Genomic DNA, 18,167 nt, shown 5'->3' on the forward strand with positions numbered 1-18,167 from the left:
TCTGCAGCTGTGCCGTTAAGGGCTTAGCTGTTCTGGCCGTCGAGCTTGGCCTTGAGCAGCGCGCCGAGGTTGGTCGTGCCGGTCGCGGCGGCGTTCGAGTCGCCCTGCAGGCTGCGCATGGCTTCCTGCTGTTCGGCCGAATCCTTCGCCTTGATCGACAGGTTGATGCCACGCGACTTGCGATCGATGTTGATGATCATCGCGTTGACCTTGTCGCCTTCCTTCAGCACGTTGCGCGCATCTTCCACGCGGTCTTGCGCGATTTCCGAAGCACGCAGGTAGCCTTCGACTTCGCCGGACAGCGTAACGACAGCACCCTTCGGATCGACCGACTTCACGACGCCGTCGACGATTGCGCCCTTGTCGTTGATCGCGACAAAGTTGCTGAACGGATCGCCTTCGAGCTGCTTGATGCCGAGCGAAATGCGTTCCTTCTCGACGTCGATGCCCAGAACCACGGCTTCGACTTCGTCGCCCTTCTTGTACTTGCGGACGGCTTCTTCGCCGGTTTCCGACCACGACAGGTCCGACAGGTGAACCAGACCGTCGATGCCGCCAGGCAGACCGATGAACACGCCGAAGTCGGTGATCGACTTGATGGCGCCGCTGATCTTGTCGCCCTTCTTGAAGTTGCGGCTGAAGTCATCCCACGGATTCGGCTTGCACTGCTTCATGCCGAGCGAGATACGGCGGCGGTCTTCGTCGATTTCGAGAACCATGACTTCGACTTCGTCGCCCAGCTGAACAACCTTCGACGGCGCAACGTTCTTGTTGGTCCAGTCCATTTCCGACACGTGGACGAGGCCTTCGATGCCCGATTCCACTTCGACGAATGCGCCGTAGTCGGTGATGTTCGTGACCTTGCCGAACAGGCGCGTGCCCGACGGGTAGCGGCGCGAGATGCCTTCCCACGGATCGTCGCCGAGTTGCTTGATGCCGAGCGAAACGCGGTTCTTTTCTTGGTCGAACTTGAGGATCTTGGCGGTGACTTCCTGGCCAACCGACAGCACTTCCGACGGGTGACGCACACGACGCCATGCGATGTCCGTGATGTGCAGCAGGCCGTCGATACCGCCGAGGTCCACGAACGCGCCGTAGTCGGTGATGTTCTTGACCACGCCTTCGACGATCGCGCCTTCCTTCAGCGTCTCGAGCAGCTTTGCGCGCTCTTCGCCTTGCGTGGCTTCGATCACCGCGCGGCGCGACAGCACCACGTTATTACGCTTGCGGTCGAGCTTGATGACGCGGAATTCGAGCGTCTTGCCTTCGTACGGCGTCGTGTCCTTGACGGGACGCGTGTCGACGAGCGAACCCGGCAGAAACGCGCGGATGCCGTTGACCATCACGGTCATGCCGCCCTTGACCTTGCCCGTGATCGTGCCGGTCACGAGTTCGTTGTTGTCGAGTGCCTTTTCCAGCGACAGCCACGAAGCCAGACGCTTCGCCTTGTCGCGCGACAGGATGGTGTCGCCATAGCCGTTTTCCAGCGCGTCGATCGCGACGGAAACGAAGTCGCCCGCCTGCACTTCCACTTCACCCGCGTCGTTCAGGAACTCTTCGAGCGGAATATAGGCTTCGGACTTGAGACCAGCGTTGACGACCACGAAGTTGTGGTCGACACGCACGACTTCGGCGGAGATCACTTCGCCGGCGCGCATGTCCTGCTTGGTCAGCGACTCTTCGAACAGAGCCGCGAAAGATTCGGTATTCGGGGTGGAGGTTTGCAGGTCGGACATAAAAATCTGAATTTGCACAGCCTTTGCGCGGTGGTTCAGGATTGAACCGGTGAAGCGCAACGCCATACGGGGTTAAAGGGTTTAACACACGCTCCGCTTTCGACGGAGCACCTTGCCTCTTCACTACACCAACTCGTTACACACGAATTGCGCTGTACCAGCCGATGATCTGTTCGACCGTTTGATCGATCGACAAACCGGAGGTGTCCAGCGTCTTCGCGTCCGCAGCGGGCTTGAGCGGCGCGGCGCTCCGGTTCATGTCCCGGTCGTCGCGTGCGCGCAAATCACGCAGCAAGTCATCCATATTAGCAGAAAAACCTTTTTGCATCAATTGCTTATGCCGTCGCGCCGCCCGTGCCTCGACGCTCGCCGTCAAAAATACCTTCAGCGTGGCGTCCGGGAAGATGACGGTGCCCATGTCGCGGCCGTCGGCGACGAGGCCGGGGCGCTTGCGAAACGCCCGCTGACGCGCGACCAGCGCCTGACGCACTTCGGGATAAACGGCGATCGCGGACGCGCGGTTGCCGACCTCTTCCTGCCGGATCTCTCCCGAAACGTCGACGCCGTCGAGCTGCGCGCAGCCTTCGCGGAAGGTGATATGGAGCGCTTCGATCAGCTTTGCAAGGCCGGGCGCATCGTCCTTCGCCACCTCGTAGCGGATGCTCGCGAGCGCCGCGAGCCGGTAGAGCGCGCCGCTGTCGAGCAGGTGGAAGCCGAGCGTCGCCGCGACGATCGCCGCGACCGTGCCCTTGCCCGAAGCCGTCGGCCCGTCGATGGTGATCACTGGAGTAGGGTCGAAAGGACGGGTCGGTTTCATCGAGTCTGGCCGGTCTGGCCCGTTATTGCGGTCATTGAATTCGAAGTCATCGCGTTTCACGGTACAGCGCTCCGATTACGCTTTCACGAGCGTCGAAAAACGCTCGAAATAGTCCGGAAAAGTCTTGTTCACGCATTTCGGATCGTTGATGCGCACCGACACGCCGCCGAGACTGACGAGCGAGAAGCACATCGCCATGCGGTGATCGTCGTAGGTATCGATCGCGGCGTTCGGCGTGAGCTTCGCCGGCGGCGTGACGACGAGAAAGTCCGCGCCCTCTTCCACGGTCGCGCCGACCTTGCGCAACTCGGTCGCCATCGCGGAGATGCGGTCGGTTTCCTTCACGCGCCAGCTCGCGATATTGCGCAAGGTCGTCGTGCCGCTCGCGAACAGCGCGGCCACGGCGATGGTCATCGCGGCGTCGGGGATCAGATTGAAGTCCATGTCGATGGGCGCGAGCTTGCCGTCGTCCGACTCGACGCCGCGCACCTCGATCCAGTCCTCGCCCATCATCACGTTCGCGCCCATGCGATTGAGCGCGTCCGCGAAGCCGACATCGCCCTGAATGCTCGAACGTCCGACGCCTTCCACGCGCACCGGCCCGTGGCCGATCGCGCCCGCCGCGAGGAAATACGACGCGGACGACGCGTCGCCTTCGACCATGATCGCGCCCGGCGACTTGTAGCCCGCGCCGGCCGGAATCGTGAAACGCGACCAGCCCTCGCGCTCAACGGTCACGCCAAAGCGCTCCATCAAGCGGATCGTGATGTCGATGTACGGCTTCGAGGTGAGCTCGCCTTCGATCTCGATCGCAACCGGACCGTTCCGATCGACGACGACCGGCAGGGTCATCAGGAGCGCGGTCAGGAACTGGCTCGACACGTCGCCGCGCACGCGGACCGGCTTGTCGATCGCGATCTTCGCGGCGTGAATCCGCAGCGGCGGAAAGCCGTCGTTCAGTTCGTAATCGATCGCAGCGCCGATCTGACGCAGCCCGTCGACGAGATCGCCGATCGGCCGCTCGTGCATGCGCGGCACGCCGTGCACGCGATATTCGCCGCCGTTCACCGCCAGCGCCGCCGTCAGCGGCCGCACCGCCGTGCCCGCGTTGCCGAGAAACAGCTCCGCCGATTTCGACGGAAACGCGCCGCCCGTCCCGTCGACGATCACGCGCTCGCCATCCTCACGCACCGCGACGCCGAGCGTTTTGAGCGCGGCGAGCATGACGCGCGTGTCGTCGGAATCGAGCAGATTCGTGATGGACGTTTCCCCGCTCGCGAGCGCCGCGAGCAGCAGCACGCGGTTCGAAATGCTCTTCGAGCCGGGCAGGCGCACGGTGCCGGACGCGCGAGAGAAAGGTCCGAGATCGAGATGTTCCATAGTGGTTCCTTGGGTCACAGCTTATTTCGCGGCGATGTCGTTGGACGGCTTGATGCCGCCGCGTTCCTGCCACTCTTTGCGCGCCACGCGAGAACGCGCGAACGCCGCTTCTAGCGCCGCGCCATCCGATGCGTCGATCGCCGCGCGAAACCGCGCGAGCACGGCCGTGTAGTCGTCGAGTTCGGCGAGCAGCGCGGCGCGATTCGCGAGACAGATATCGCGCCACATTTCCGGGCTCGAAGCCGCGATGCGCGTGAAATCGCGGAAGCCGCCCGCGGCGAACGAAAATTTCAAGTCGGCATCGGGCGTATCGAGGATCTGATCGACGAGCGCGAACGACAGCACGTGCGGCAGATGACTCACCGATGCAAACACGCGATCGTGCTGCGCCTCGCTCATCTCGCGCACGCACGCGCCGGTCGCGCGCCACATCGACGCGATGCGCTCGACATCGTCCGCTGCGTTGTCGGGCAACGGGCATAGCACGACGTTGCGATCGACGTACAGATCGGGCAACGCGGCCTCGACGCCGCTCGACTCGCGCCCGGCGATCGGATGCCCCGGCACGAACTGCGCGATGCGCTCGCCCAGCGCGCGCCGCGCCGAAGCGACGACATCCGTCTTCGTGCTGCCCGCATCGGTGACGATGGTGCGCGCGTCGAGAAACGGTGCGATACGCGCGAGCAGCGGCTCGGTCTGCGCGACGGGCGCGGCGAGCAGCACCACATCCGCGCCTTGAAGCGCGTTCGCGAGCGCTTTGTCGTCGCCGAGCGCGGCGGCTTCGTCGATCACGCCGAGTTCGAGCGCGCGCTCGACCGATGCAGCCGAACGCCCCACCCCGACCACACGACCCGCGAGCCCCGCGCGTTCACGCAAGGCGCGCGCAAGCGAACCGCCGATCAGACCGACGCCGAAGATAACCAGTTTGTTGAAAGAGAACGCAGCCACGAGACATCGATAAGAGCGCGTCGTCCGACGCAAGGTGAAACGAACCGCCGCGATTCATCGCAGCGGCGATGAGCCAATCAGCGCGCCCGCGGATACGAGCCGAGGATTTTCAGGAACGCGGACTTGCGCCCCAGTTCCTCCAGCGCGCCGGCCACGGCGGCATCGTCGCGATGGCCTTCGATGTCGATATAAAAGTAGTACTCCCACGCGCCGGAACGCGCCGGGCGTGATTCGAAGCGCGTCATCGAGACACCATGCTTGGCGAGCGGCTCCAGCAGCTTGTACATCGCGCCGGACTCGTTCTCCACCGTGACGATGAGCGACGTCTGATCGTGGCCGCTCGAATCCGTCGGCTGCTTGCCGATGATCACGAAACGCGTGCGATTATGCGGATCGTCCTGGATCATCGAGAACACGACGCCAAGGCCGTAATGCGTCGCGGCGCGATCGCCTGCGATGGCCGCGACCGTCGGATCATCGACCGCCATGCGCGCGGCTTCCGCATTGCTCGACACTGCCTGCCGCTCCAGTTGCGGCGCGTTCGCGCTCAACCATCGCTGACACTGCGCAAGCGCCTGCGGATGCGCACACACGCGCTTCACGCCATCAAGCGTGCCGGACGCCGTCATCAAGTTGTGATGGATTGGCAGCGCAAGCTCGCCGCCGATCAGAAGCGACGTCTGCAGCAGCAAATCCAGCGTGCGCGACACCGCGCCTTCCGCCGAATTCTCGACCGGCACGACGCCGTACTGCGCCGCGCCCGCTTCGACGGCGCGAAACACTTCGTCGATCGACGGGCACGGCACGCCGTGAATCGAATGCCCGAAGTATTCGAACATCGCCTGTTCGCTGTACGTGCCGACGGGACCCAGGAACGCCGCGCTGATGGTCTGTTCGAGCGCGCGGCTCGCGGCCATGATCTCGCGCCAGATCGACGCGATGTGCTCATCGGCGAGCGGCCCGTCGCTCATTTCCTGCAGTCGCGCGATGACCTGCATCTCGCGCTCCGGGCGAAACACGGGCGCATTGAAATGCTTCTTCACTTCGCCGACTTCCAGCGCGACCGATGCCCGCTGATTCAACAGCGCGATGAGCTGCGCGTCGAGCACGTCGATGCGCTCACGCAGCGGTTTGAGTCTTGAATTGAGATCGTCGTCCATGCGGTGCTTGAGCTTGTGCGGTTGAGTGAGCGTCGCGCCGTTAAGCGCTCGTGCGCTCGAATTCCTTCATGTAATCGACGAGAGCGTTGACTCCCTCGATCGGCACCGCGTTGTAGATCGATGCCCGCATGCCGCCGACGGACTTGTGGCCCTTCAGTTGCAACAGCCCGCGCGCCTTCGCGCCGGCCAGGAAATCGGTATTGCGCGATTCGTCGGCAAGGAAGAACGGCACGTTCATGCGCGAACGGTTCTGGCGCTCGACCTTGTTGACGTAGAAATCGCTGGAATCGATGGTGTCGTACAGCAGCTTCGCCTTTTCGACGTTGCGCGCCTCGATCGCTTCCAGGCCGCCCTGCTTCTTCAGCCACCTGAAGACGAGGCCCGCGATATAGATCGCGTAGGTCGGCGGCGTGTTGTACATCGAGTTGTTTTCCGCGACGATCTTCCACTCGAACGCGGACGGACAGATGGGCAGCGCGCGGTCGAGCAGGTCTTCACGCACGATCACGACGGTTACGCCCGCCATGCCGATGTTCTTCTGCGCGCCGCCGAAGAGCACGCCGTACTTGGCGATGTCCATCGGGCGCGACAGGATGTGCGAGGACGCATCGGCGACGAGTGGAATGTCGCCCAGATCGGGAATCTCGAAGGCTTCGACGCCGTCGATGGTTTCGTTCGAGCACAGATGCACATAGGCCGGATCGTCCGACAGCTTCCATTCGCTGAAGGCCGGAACGCGCGTGAAACCTTCTTCGGTCTTGCCGTTGGCCGCAAGATGCGGCGTGCCGTATTTCTGCGCTTCCTTGAACGATTTCGTCGACCACGAACCGGTCACGACGAAGTCGGCGGTCTGCTTGTTGCCGAGCAGGTTCATCGGCACGATCGCGTTTTCGCCGATGCCGCCGCCCTGCAGAAACAAGATCCGATGCGACGCGGGCACCTTCAGCAGATCGCGCAGATCGGTGAGCGCGGCCTCGTGGATCGACATGAATTCCGTACCGCGGTGGCTCATTTCCATCACGCTCATGCCACTGCCTTGCCAGTCGAGCATTTCATCGGCGGCTTGCCTCAGAACTTCTTCTGGCATGGCGGCGGGGCCGGCGGAGAAATTGAACACGCGCATCTGGAGATCCCGGAAATACGATTTGCAGACGCGGATGAACGGCGGATCAAACGAAGGCCGCGTTCTCACGTCCAAAAAGAAATGGCTGTTTGCGCGTCTTGCGCAAACAGCCATTATCGCACTGTCCTGAAAACCCGCCAATGCAAGGGACGGCAAGCGCCGTCCTGCGGATTTCGGTCAGACCGAGGCTACGCTTACTTGGCGCTCGGCTTGACGCTCGCCACTTCCTGATCGGCTTGCGTGCGCGTTGCCTTGATGGCTTGCGGCATGTACTTCTGCATCAGGCCGTTCACGACGTCGCGGCCAACCTGGTCCTGAACCTGGATGAACTTGCGGCCGGTCGGGCTCTTGTAGAAGTTGGTCAGATCCTTGATCTCGTCGGTCGAGTAGTACTTCGCGTACGCGTCGTACTGAGCCTGCATCGCGTCCTTGCGGAATGCGTCGGTTGCGAAGACCTGGCCAGCGGAATCGACCAGCTTCGGCACTGCATTCTTTTGCAGCGACGGAACAGCGGCTTGCTTCTGCTTGTCGTTCAGCGTCTTGTTCTCGGACAGCGCGTCCGAGAGGATCGCCGGCACGAGTTGCTTCGATTGCATCTGTGCGCTGTTACCGATCGCGCCGACCAGCTTCTGCGCATCGATCGCGTCGAGCAGGTCCTTGATCGCGGCTTGCTTGGCCGGATCAACCGGTGCTGCTGCGGCCGCCGGTGCGGCCGACTGTGCGGGCGCCTGGTTCTGAAGCGACTGAGCCATCGCGATAGTCGGCACGAAAGCGGCCAGCAACATCCACTGCTTGAAACGTCCTTGCATCATTACTCCCTGTAAAAAATATCCAGTTCAGCACTGGCGACGAGCTTTTGCCCGTTTTCCGACGCCGGCCTCGCCTGACGTCGATAACGAACTCACGTCGCGCAGCTTAACTAATCCGAGCTTTCAAAAGCGATAACGAGAGACCCGCGACACAAAAAATATCAGGCGCTTTCTCCGCCTTCATCATTTTCCGTGTCGCCGGACTTGGCGGCAGAGTCTTCCGAACCGGCGTCTGCCTCGAGTTCGGCCTCGGCTTCCGCCTCGGCGATATGCTGCAGTCCCGACAACTTCGTTCCCTCGTCAAGGCTGATGAGTGTAACACCTTGAGTTGCACGGCCCATTTCGCGGATTTCGGAAACACGCGTGCGGATGAGCACGCCCGAAGTCGTGATCAGCATGATCTCGCTCTCCGGCTCGACGAGCGTCGCAGCGACGACCCGGCCGTTGCGCTCCGATGTCTGGATCGCGATCATACCCTTCGTGCCGCGGCCGTGACGCGTGTACTCGTTGATCGGCGTGCGCTTGCCGTAGCCGTTCTCGGTAGCCGTGAGCACCGACTGATTCTCGCCGCCCGCGACCAGCATCGCGATGACCTGCTGCCCGTCTTCCAGTTGCATGCCCCGCACGCCGCGTGCCTCGCGGCCCATCGCGCGGACATCGTTCTCGTCGAAACGTACGGCCTTGCCCGCGTCCGAGAACAGCATCACGTCATGCTCGCCATCAGTGATAGCCGCGCCGATGAGGTAGTCGCCGTCATCCAGACCGACCGCGATGATGCCCTTCTTCATCGGACGGCTGAATGCTTCGAGCGGCGTCTTCTTGACGGTACCGAGCGCGGTCGTCATGAACACGTACTTGTCCGCCGAAAATTCCTTGATCGGCAGCACGACGTTGATCTTCTCGCCGTCCTGCAGCGGGAACATGTTGACGATCGGACGGCCGCGCGAATTGCGCGAGCCCTGCGGCACTTCGTACACCTTGATCCAGTACACGCGGCCGCGGTTCGAGAAGCACAGCATGTGATCGTGCGTGTTCGCGATGAAGAGCGTGTCGATCCAGTCGTCTTCCTTCATCTGCGTCGCCTGCTTGCCGCGCCCGCCGCGCTTCTGCGCGCGGTATTCGGAAAGCGGCTGCGACTTCACGTAGCCCGAGTGCGACATGGTCACGACCATGTCCGTCGGCGTGATCAGATCTTCGGTGTTGAGCTCCGTCGCGTTCATTTCGATGCGCGAGCGGCGGTCGTCGCCGAATTCGGCGCGGATCTGACCCAACTCATCGACGATGATCTGGCGGATACGCTCAGGCCGCGCGAGGATGTCGAGCAGATCGGCGATCTGCGCCATCACTTCGCGATATTCGCCGACGATCTTGTCCTGCTCGAGCCCAGTCAGGCGCTGCAGGCGCATCTGCAGAATTTCCTGCGCCTGGACGTCCGACAATTTATACAGGCCGTCTTCCTGGAGACCGTACGCCGGATTCAGCCCTTCCGGACGATAGGCGACGCGGCCGCCCGAAGCCTCGGTCTCGGTGCGCGTGAGCATTTCGCGCACGAGCGACGAATCCCACGGACGCGCCATCAACTCCTGTTTCGCGATCGGCGGCGTCGGCGCGGCCTTGATGATCGCGATGAAATCGTCGATGTTCGCGAGCGCGACGGCGAGACCTTCGAGCACGTGCCCGCGATCGCGCGCCTTGCGCAGTTCGTATACAGTGCGCCGCGTCAGCACTTCCCGTCGATGCGACAGGAAGCACTCGATCATTTCCTTCAGATTCAGCAGCTTGGGCTGGCCGTCGACAAGCGCGACCATGTTCATGCCGAAGGTGTCCTGAAGCTGTGTCTGCTTGTACAGATTGTTCAGGATGACTTCAGGCACTTCCCCGCGCTTCAGCTCGATCACGACGCGCATGCCGCTCTTGTCGGATTCGTCGCGGATGTCGGAAATGCCTTCCAGCTTCTTCTCGTTGACGAGTTCGGCGATGCGCTCGAGCAGCGTGCGCTTGTTCACCTGATACGGAATCTCGTCGACGATGATCGCCTGACGCTGACCGCGATCGATCTCTTCGAAGTGCGTGGCCGCGCGCATCACGACGCGACCGCGCCCGGTGCGGTAACCGTCGCGCACGCCCGCGACGCCGTAGATAATGCCGGCCGTCGGGAAGTCCGGCGCCGGCACGATCTCGATCAGCTCGTCGACGGTGGCCTCGGGCGTGTTCAGCAGATGCAGACAGGCGTCGACGATTTCGCGCAGGTTGTGCGGCGGAATGTTCGTCGCCATGCCGACCGCGATGCCGGCCGAGCCATTGATCAGCAGATTGGGAATGCGCGCCGGGAGAACGAGCGGCTCGCTTTCGCTGCCGTCGTAGTTCGGACCGAAGTCGACGGTTTCCTTGTCGATGTCGGCCAGCAGCTCGTGGCCGATCTTCGCCATGCGGATTTCGGTGTAGCGCATCGCCGCGGCGTTGTCGCCGTCGACCGAACCGAAGTTGCCCTGGCCGTCGACCAGCATGTAGCGCAGCGAGAACGGCTGCGCCATGCGAACGATCGTCTCGTAGACGGACGCGTCGCCGTGAGGATGGTATTTACCGATGACATCGCCGACGATACGCGCCGATTTCTTGTACGCGCGATTCCAGTCGTTGTTCAGCTCGTGCATCGAGTAGAGCGCCCGACGATGCACCGGCTTCAAGCCATCGCGGACATCGGGAAGCGCGCGCCCGACGATCACGCTCATCGCGTAATCGAGATACGAGCGGCGCATTTCCTCCTCAAGGGAGATTGGCAGAGTCTCTTTGGCGAATTGATCCATTATCCGTGTCTTGAACTTTGCAGCGGCGACACGGCAGCGCGCGCGGTGATTTCGCGGACTCGCCCGCCGGCCGCGCGACATGTGCCGGCGTGGCGCGTAGCCGACGTACGCTGCGCGCCGCATATGCAGCGCATGCCTTTTTATGCGTGCGAACGCAGCGCATCAGGAGATTCTACCATGCGCGACATTTGTGCCCGGACGCACGCTGTATACATACAGTGTGTGTCGAGTGCGAAACCGGAATGCGCAGCGAGAATTCGCAATGTGCAATGCTGTACCAATTACTTACAAAAACCGGGGAACGCATTCCGTCAATTCGACATGTGGGCGGGCTATCATGCCGCCTCGTCGTTTTGCCAGACGCAAAAACACCGACGATAAAAACTCGCAGGAAATCGCTCTCGGGCACGCAATGTGCGCACGTTTCGCGCCTTCTTCAGCCTTGACCGTCTCCTGTCCCTTTCTTGTTGCGCATGCACCACATAAGGTTGCGGGCGTACAGCGTGCGGGGATATTTTTATCGTTGCAAGGGAACGATATGGCAAAATGCCAACGCACAAACTTAGACATTGCTCGAAGTCTATACAGCGCGTTTTGTTCCGTAGGGAATGTTATACTTCGAGCAATGTATGACTTGTCTTCGTCTACAGGCTCGCAGTAAACCTGCGGTAATCTCAATTTCGAGAGGAGAAATATGAATAAACTTTCAAAGCTCGCGTTCATTGCAGCTACCGCAGTTATGGCTGCATCGGCCTCGGCACAGTCGGTGCCGGCCTCGCGACAAGCTGTGAACGACAACTGGGTGAACGGCACGGGCGAGTATGTGTGGATGAACGGCACGAACGAACTGTGCTGGCGCGACGCATTCTGGACCCCGGCTACGGCAAACGCAAAGTGCGATGGCGCGCTGGTCGCGCAAGCACCGACGCCGCCGGCACCGGTCGCTCCGCCGCCCCCGGTCATCCAGAGCCAGAAGGTCACCTATCAGGCTGACGCTCTGTTCGACTTCGACAAGGCAGTCCTGAAGCCGGCTGGTAAGGAAAAGCTTGACGATCTGGCATCGAAGATCGGCGCGCTGAACCTCGAAGTCGTGGTTGCAACGGGTTACACCGACCGCATCGGTTCGGACAAGTACAACGATCGTCTGTCGCTGCGCCGTGCGCAAGCTGTGAAGGCTTACCTGGTCAGCAAGGGCATCGAAGCCAACCGTATCTACACGGAAGGCAAGGGCAAGCGCGACCCGGTCACGGGCAACAGCTGCCAGCAGAAGAATCGCAAGCAACTCATCGCCTGCCTCGCGCCGGATCGTCGCGTGCAGATCGAAGTTGTCGGCACGACGCGTCAGCCGCAGCAGTAATCGCGAGTTGGATTGCCGCAGATCAAACCCCCGCCTCGGCGGGGGTTTTTTTATGCCTGACGCCTTTTGGGCATTCGCTTAATGAGCCGCCGATTCGGGTAGGCTTCATCTATTCCGCTTTTTGCCCGCCTATTGCGGCGCCTATATACTCGGTCCTAATCGATTCACGACTCAAAAAGGCACTTCCGAACATGACCAATGTCGATCCCCACGAACTGCAGAAATTCAGCGAGCTCGCGCATCGCTGGTGGGACCCAAACGCCGAGTTCAAGCCGCTGCATGAACTGAACCCGGTACGGCTCGACTGGATCGATGCGCACGCGCATCTGATGAACAAGCGTGTTCTCGATATCGGCTGCGGCGGCGGCATTCTGTCCGAGTCGATGGCCACGCGCGGCGCGAACGTGAAAGGCATCGATTTATCGTCGAGCGCGCTTGGCGTCGCTGATCTGCATAGCCTCGAAAGCGGTGTGGAAGTCGCGTACGAAGAGATCTCGGCTGAAGCACTCGCCGCGCGCGAGCCCGGTTCGTATGACGTCGTGACCTGTATGGAGATGCTCGAACACGTGCCGAATCCCGCAGGGACCGTCGCCGCGTGCGCCGCACTGGTGAAGCCGGGCGGCTGGGTGTTTTTCTCCACGCTGAATCGCAACGCGAAGGCGTATCTGTTTGCCGTGATCGGCGCGGAATACATCGCGCGCATGCTGCCGCGAGGCACGCACGATTACGCGCGCTTCATCAAGCCGTCCGAACTGGCCACGTTCGCGCGCGCGGCTTCGCTTTTGACGGTCGACATCAAAGGCATCACGTATCGGCCGATCTCCAAGCATTTCGGCCTGTCAAACGACACGAGCATCAACTACATGATGGCTTGCCGCCGCGAAGCCTGACGCCATGATCAACGACGATCCCTTGTCCACGGGCACCATCGATACCAAGCCCCTGCCGGAAGAAACGATTCCCCTGCCCCAGCGACTCACCGAGGGCGATGGTCTCGGGTTGTGCCAGGCCGTGCTGTTCGACCTCGACGGCACCATCGCCGACACCGCGCCCGATCTCGTCGCCGCGGTGAACAAGATGCGGCACGACCGCGGCCTCGAGATGCGGCCGCTCGAAACGCTGCGGCCCTATGCGTCGGCGGGGGCGCGCGGACTGCTCGGCGGCGCGTTCGAGATCGGGCCGGAGCATCACGATTTCGCCGCGATGCGCGACGAATTTCTCGCGAACTACGAGGCCGATCTGTGCATCGAGACGACGCTGTTTCCGGGCATCGCGGAGATACTCGATCAACTGGATGCGCGCGGCGTGCGATGGGGCATCGTCACGAACAAGGCGACACGGTTCGCCGCGCCGCTCGTCGGCTTGCTGGGACTGGATACGCGCGCTGGCTGCCTCGTCTGCGGCGACACCACGCCGCATTCGAAGCCGCACCCCGCGCCGCTCCTGCATGCGGCGGAATTGCTGGATGTCGCGCCGGAGCGCATCGTCTATGTCGGTGATGATCTGCGCGACGTGCAGGCCGGGTTTGCCGCGGGCATGATCACCGTGGCGGCCGCCTACGGCTATTGCGGCGACGACATTCCGCCACGTCGCTGGCACGCCAATCACGTGGTCGATTCGACGGAAGAACTTCAGCACTTGTTGCGCGACATCGCTTGAGTGGCGAGGCGAAACAGGCGGCTTGAAAACTGCGCCGTTCGCCTCACATCGTGTTTCGTGGGATAATCCTTATTCCGTTTCGGGGGCGACCTGGTTTCGACAGGGGTTGTGAAGCGGTCAGGGCATACCGAGGACCCGTCACCTCGTTAATCAATGGGAAAATCGTAACTGCAAACGACGATACGTTCGCACTGGCAGCCTAAGGGCCGCCGTCCTCTCACTAATTCGCTGACGGGTTAGGGTAGCAATGCCACGAGAGGTCATATACGTCAGATAAGCCTTTGCGGCGTCACGACGCCAAGGTCGAAAAATTAGTGAATCGCCGTAACGCAGCGTGTTCGTCCGCGTCGTTATGGTTAAATCAAAAGACAGAACTAAGTATGTAGAACTGTTCGTAGAGCGCTTCTGGACGCGGGTTCGATTCCCGCCGCCTCCACCAGAACACTTGCCAAAAACCCGCGATTGCGCAAGCATCGCGGGTTTTTCTTCGCCGGCGAAAAGACGAAAAAAACCCCGCGCGAGGCGGGGCAAACATCCTTGAGAGACGTAGCAAGGACAGAGACGACCTTCGCTACGCCCGAGAGAATAAGCGGCGACAGGTATCGGCCGAATCGGAGCGGTCCTAATACCGTTGCCTTGTGTCAGTTAACAACCGTTTCGACGCGTGCGCCTTCGGCAGCGGCCAAAGACGCCCCGCAGCAGCGTGAGACCACTCAGTTCGTCCCATCCTTCGGACACTTCAGATTGCAGCCGTTGGGATCGCCGTCGTCGCCGCGACGACGCATCGCCGACTTACCCTTCTGATACTTATCCGACGGCGCGGACGCCGCGAACTGCATCTGCGGATGCGCATTGAAGCGGAATTCGTCTTGCAGAACCCCGCCCGGCATGCCCGGGGAATTCTGCGCAAAGGCGACTGGAACCAGATACGCCGCGCCAGCGATGAGCGCGGCGGAGGAACAAGCAAGCAACGAGAGTTTCATGGCGGTATATCGCGCGGAGAATCGCGCTCAGAGCAGTAAAGTCGACAGCAAGCCGTTAGGTTAACCCAATTCGCCGCCGGCGGCAGTTTTATGCCCGCCCCGCTCTCTTACCGCGCGTTTCCGGTGCGCCTCACGCGCTTACTTCAGCCGCGCAAACCTTCGTCGACATCGACGAGCGACCCGCAATGCGCCGGATCATAGCCTTCCAGATGAGCGACGCTGTCCGTGAACCCCGGGCTGCGCAAGATGCGCAACACGGAAGCAAGCCGCGCCTCGTCGAGCCGCGCGCGTTCGCAAGCGAAGAAGTAGTCCTCGTCGATGATCGGTATGAAATCGAGTGCGAAATGCTGCGCCGCCGGTTGCACGCCGAAGCCGAGATCGGCCATGCCGCTGGCGACGAACGCGGCGATCGCCGAATGCGTCAGTTCGGTCGTCGCATGCCCATTGATCTGGTCCGGATCGACGCCCACGCGACGCAACGACAAATCGAGCAGCATGCGCGTACCCGAACCCGGCTGGCGATTGACGAAGCGCACGTCGCTGCGCGCGAGATCGCGCAAACCGGAGATGCCCTTCGGATTGCCCTTGGGCAGAAAAAGACCCTGCGTGCGGCGCGTGAGCCGTATCAGTTGATGCTTGTTTCGGTCCAGATATGGCCGATAGATCTCCGCGCACGTCGAGCGGAATTCGCCGATCGGCAGATGGAAACCGGCCAGTTCGCATTCGCCGCGTGCGAGCGCACTCACCGCCTCGGCGCTCTCCCGATACTTGATATCGACCGGCACGCGCTGATCGCCGAGCGCGCGCACGAGCGTCGCGACCGCATAACCATGCGACGCGTGAATCCGCACCTGCGTGATGCCGCCCGCGAGGCGCCGGTTCAATTCCACGGCGACGTCGTTCGCCACCGCCTGCAGCGGCGCTTCGAGCCGCTCGCCGCAAACCCGTTGCGCACGCAGAACCGACTCGCCCAGTTCGGAAAGCACCGAGCCGCGCCCGCGCGATTTCGTGATGAGCGCGCCGCCCAGCCGCGCTTCGATTTCGCGCAACAAACCCCACGCATGCCGATAGGACAAACCCTTAGCGTTCGCGGCATTCGCGATGCTGCCCGTCTGTGCGACGAGTTGTAAAAGCGGGACAACCGCGCTGAGACTGGTTTCCCGGCCATCGGCGTCCCGCAGGACCAGTTCGGCCCGGCATTCGACGTCCACCATATGCACTCCCCCATCCTATTGCCAAGATATATCACGACGCCTATTGTTCTTATACAGGCTCGGCACCCGTAATTATATCGACGTAAATATGTACCGACAAAACATATGCCGAGTGTTGGAGGAGCCCCATGACACATCCGCAGCTTTCCGCCGCTGCATCCGCTGAACTCGTCCGTCGCCACGCGGTACAAGACGCGACGTTGATGACCATTCTTCACGCCATCCAGGACGAAGTCGGCTACGTGCCCGAGACGGCCATCGCGCCGCTCGCGCAGGCGCTATCGCTGTCGCGCGCAGAAGTCCACGGTGTGATCACCTACTATCATCACTTCCGTTCCGCCCCGCCCGCCCGCGTAACCGTGCAGCTTTGCCGCGCGGAAGCGTGCCGCAGCATGGGCACGGAAGCGTTGAAGGACCACATCGAAGGACACACGGGTTGCCGCTTCGACAGCGGTCATGCCGAGGACACCGAGCTCGAATCCGTGTTCTGCCTCGGTCAATGCGCGCTGTCTCCGTCAATGATGATCAACGGCGAATTGCACGCGCGCGTGACGCCGGCGAAGTTCGACCGCCTGTACGCTGCGGCGCAAACGAAGGTCGCGGAGGTGACGGCATGACGCGCATTTGCGTTCCCATCGATTCCGCCGCGCTCGCGCTGGGCGCGCAAGGCGTCGCGGAAGCCATCGCGAGCGAAGCGGAGAAGCGCGGCATCGACGTGCAACTCGTGCGCAACGGTTCGCGCGGACTTTTCTATCTCGAACCGCTCGTCGAAGTCGAGACGGCAGATGGGCGCATCGGTTATTCGAACGTCGAAGCCGATGATGTCGCCGCGCTCTTCGATGCCGGCTTTCACGAGGGCAAGGCGCACGAGAAGAACGTCGGCGTCGTCGACGAGATTCCTTACCTCAAGAACCAGCAGCGTCTGACGTTCGCGCGCATCGGCATCACGGACCCGCTGTCCATCGACGATTACACCGCGCTCGGCGGCCTCGAAGGATTGCGCCAGGTGCTCGACATGAACGGCGACGCCGTCTGCCAGGCGCTGCTCGATTCCGGCCTGCGCGGTCGCGGCGGCGCGGCGTTTCCCGCGGGCATCAAGTGGAAGACGGTGCGCGGCGCGTATGCGGATCAGAAGTACATCGTCTGCAATGCAGACGAAGGCGACTCCGGCACGTTCTCCGACCGTCTCGTCATGGAAAGCGATCCGTACATGCTAATCGAAGGCATGATCATCGCGGGCGTGGCGGTGGGCGCGACCAAGGGCTACATCTACGTGCGCAGCGAGTATCCGCATTCGATCGCGACGCTCAATCGCGCGATCGACAAGGCGCGTGATGCAGGCTGGCTCGGCGCGAGCGTGCTCGGCACGTCGCACGCATTCGAGCTGTATGTCGCGAAGGGCGCGGGCGCGTATGTGTGCGGCGAGGAAACCGCGCTGCTCGAATCGCTCGAAGGCAAGCGCGGCATCGTGCGCGCGAAGCCGCCGGTGCCGGCGCTCACCGGTCTGTACGGGAAGCCGACGGTCATCAACAACGTCATCACGCTCGCGACCGTGCCGATCATCTTCGCGAAGGGCGCGGCCTTCTATCGCGACTTCGGCATGGGCCGCTCGCGCGGGACGCTGCCTTTCCAGATCGCGGGCAATGTGAAGCAAGGCGGGCTCGTCGAACTGGCGTTCGGCGTGACGCTGCGCGAACTGCTCTACACCTACGGCGACGGCACCGCGAGCGGCCGTCCGGCGCGCGCGGTGCAAGTGGGCGGGCCGCTCGGCACGTATCTGCCGGAAAGCCAGTGGGACATTCCGCTCGACTACGAGGAATATGCGAAGGTCGGCGCGGTGGTCGGGCACGGCGGACTCGTGGTTCACGACGACACCTCGAACCTCGCCGAACTCGCGCAATACGCGATGCACTTCTGCGCGCTCGAATCGTGCGGCAAGTGCACGCCGTGCCGCATCGGCTCGACGCGCGGCGAGGAAGTCATCGCGAAGATTCGTGAGGGCGATACGTCGGTGAAGCAGATCACGCTTCTGCGCGAGTTGTGCGACACGATGGTGTCGGGCTCGCTCTGCGCGATGGGCGGCATGACGCCGTTCCCGGTGATGTCCGCGCTCGATCACTTCCCCGAGGACTTCGGGCTGCCCCGCACGCCTGCACAGAAAGCGGCATAGAACA

The 18,167-nt window shown here is 62.3% G+C and carries 15 protein-coding genes and 1 other RNA gene; 6 read left to right on the forward strand and 10 right to left on the reverse strand.

Annotated elements, in window-relative coordinates; translation table 11 throughout:
• Positions 1 to 23: 23 nt before the first annotated feature.
• The 8 genes from rpsA to gyrA form a co-directional block, all read right to left on the reverse strand.
• Positions 24 to 1,754 (reverse strand): 30S ribosomal protein S1, encoded by a 1,731-nt coding sequence (gene rpsA, locus IAG25_RS16735; protein ID WP_181291061.1) that lies wholly within the window; start codon positions 1,752 to 1,754, stop codon positions 24 to 26.
• 118 nt (positions 1,755 to 1,872) lie between these two features.
• Positions 1,873 to 2,553, reverse strand: a complete 681-nt coding sequence (gene cmk, locus IAG25_RS16740) for a (d)CMP kinase (protein ID WP_187605853.1) — start codon at positions 2,551 to 2,553, stop codon at positions 1,873 to 1,875.
• A gap of 75 nt (positions 2,554 to 2,628) precedes the next feature.
• Positions 2,629 to 3,933: a 3-phosphoshikimate 1-carboxyvinyltransferase gene (aroA, locus tag IAG25_RS41445; RefSeq protein WP_255503757.1), complete on the reverse strand. Its 1,305-nt coding sequence runs from the start codon at positions 3,931 to 3,933 to the stop codon at positions 2,629 to 2,631.
• A 21-nt stretch (positions 3,934 to 3,954) separates the two neighbouring features.
• On the reverse strand, positions 3,955 to 4,881 hold the full coding sequence (locus IAG25_RS41450) for a prephenate dehydrogenase (RefSeq protein WP_309243943.1): 927 nt from the start codon (positions 4,879 to 4,881) through the stop codon (positions 3,955 to 3,957).
• Between the two features lie 77 nt (positions 4,882 to 4,958).
• The gene (pheA, locus tag IAG25_RS16750; protein ID WP_187605854.1) at positions 4,959 to 6,041 is read right to left on the reverse strand and encodes a prephenate dehydratase; all 1,083 of its coding nucleotides are present in this window, start codon (positions 6,039 to 6,041) and stop codon (positions 4,959 to 4,961) included.
• Between the two features lie 40 nt (positions 6,042 to 6,081).
• On the reverse strand, positions 6,082 to 7,164 hold the full coding sequence (gene serC / locus IAG25_RS16755) for a 3-phosphoserine/phosphohydroxythreonine transaminase (RefSeq protein WP_187605855.1): 1,083 nt from the start codon (positions 7,162 to 7,164) through the stop codon (positions 6,082 to 6,084).
• Positions 7,165 to 7,358: 194 nt separating this feature from the next.
• Positions 7,359 to 7,973: a DUF2059 domain-containing protein gene (locus IAG25_RS16760; RefSeq protein WP_187606125.1), complete on the reverse strand. Its 615-nt coding sequence runs from the start codon at positions 7,971 to 7,973 to the stop codon at positions 7,359 to 7,361.
• A 161-nt stretch (positions 7,974 to 8,134) separates the two neighbouring features.
• Positions 8,135 to 10,780, reverse strand: coding sequence for a DNA gyrase subunit A (gene gyrA, locus IAG25_RS16765; RefSeq protein ID WP_187605856.1), 2,646 nt, complete (start codon positions 10,778 to 10,780; stop codon positions 8,135 to 8,137).
• Positions 10,781 to 11,474: 694 nt separating this feature from the next.
• Here gyrA and ompA point away from each other — a divergent pair.
• From ompA to ssrA, 4 genes are all read left to right on the forward strand, one after another.
• Entirely contained in the window at positions 11,475 to 12,137 is a 663-nt protein-coding gene (ompA, locus tag IAG25_RS16770; RefSeq protein WP_035503193.1) for an outer membrane protein OmpA, read from the forward strand.
• 191 nt (positions 12,138 to 12,328) lie between these two features.
• Positions 12,329 to 13,027, forward strand: coding sequence for a bifunctional 2-polyprenyl-6-hydroxyphenol methylase/3-demethylubiquinol 3-O-methyltransferase UbiG (ubiG, locus tag IAG25_RS16775; RefSeq protein ID WP_187605857.1), 699 nt, complete (start codon positions 12,329 to 12,331; stop codon positions 13,025 to 13,027).
• A gap of 4 nt (positions 13,028 to 13,031) precedes the next feature.
• Positions 13,032 to 13,796 carry a phosphoglycolate phosphatase gene (gene gph, locus IAG25_RS16780; protein WP_255503760.1) on the forward strand — a complete coding sequence of 255 codons (765 nt, stop codon included), beginning with the start codon at positions 13,032 to 13,034 and terminating at the stop codon, positions 13,794 to 13,796.
• Between the two features lie 81 nt (positions 13,797 to 13,877).
• Positions 13,878 to 14,235, forward strand: a transfer-messenger RNA (tmRNA) gene (gene ssrA, locus IAG25_RS16785).
• A 274-nt stretch (positions 14,236 to 14,509) separates the two neighbouring features.
• Here ssrA and IAG25_RS16790 read toward each other — a convergent pair.
• Entirely contained in the window at positions 14,510 to 14,779 is a 270-nt protein-coding gene (locus IAG25_RS16790; protein ID WP_035503189.1) for a hypothetical protein, read from the reverse strand.
• A 143-nt stretch (positions 14,780 to 14,922) separates the two neighbouring features.
• Positions 14,923 to 15,993, reverse strand: a complete 1,071-nt coding sequence (locus tag IAG25_RS16795; RefSeq protein WP_187605858.1) for a substrate-binding domain-containing protein — start codon at positions 15,991 to 15,993, stop codon at positions 14,923 to 14,925.
• Positions 15,994 to 16,121: 128 nt separating this feature from the next.
• Between IAG25_RS16795 and IAG25_RS16800 the strand changes: the two genes are divergently transcribed.
• Complete coding sequence (locus tag IAG25_RS16800) at positions 16,122 to 16,610, forward strand: NAD(P)H-dependent oxidoreductase subunit E (protein ID WP_035503185.1); 489 nt, start codon at positions 16,122 to 16,124, stop codon at positions 16,608 to 16,610.
• Entirely contained in the window at positions 16,607 to 18,163 is a 1,557-nt protein-coding gene (locus IAG25_RS16805) for a formate dehydrogenase beta subunit (protein WP_187605859.1), read from the forward strand. Before IAG25_RS16800 ends, IAG25_RS16805 begins: the two co-directional genes overlap by 4 nt.
• Positions 18,164 to 18,167: the final 4 nt, after the last annotated feature.

It is taken from the genome of Caballeronia sp. EK (assembly GCF_014384845.1).
GTDB lineage: Bacteria > Pseudomonadota > Gammaproteobacteria > Burkholderiales > Burkholderiaceae > Caballeronia > Caballeronia jiangsuensis.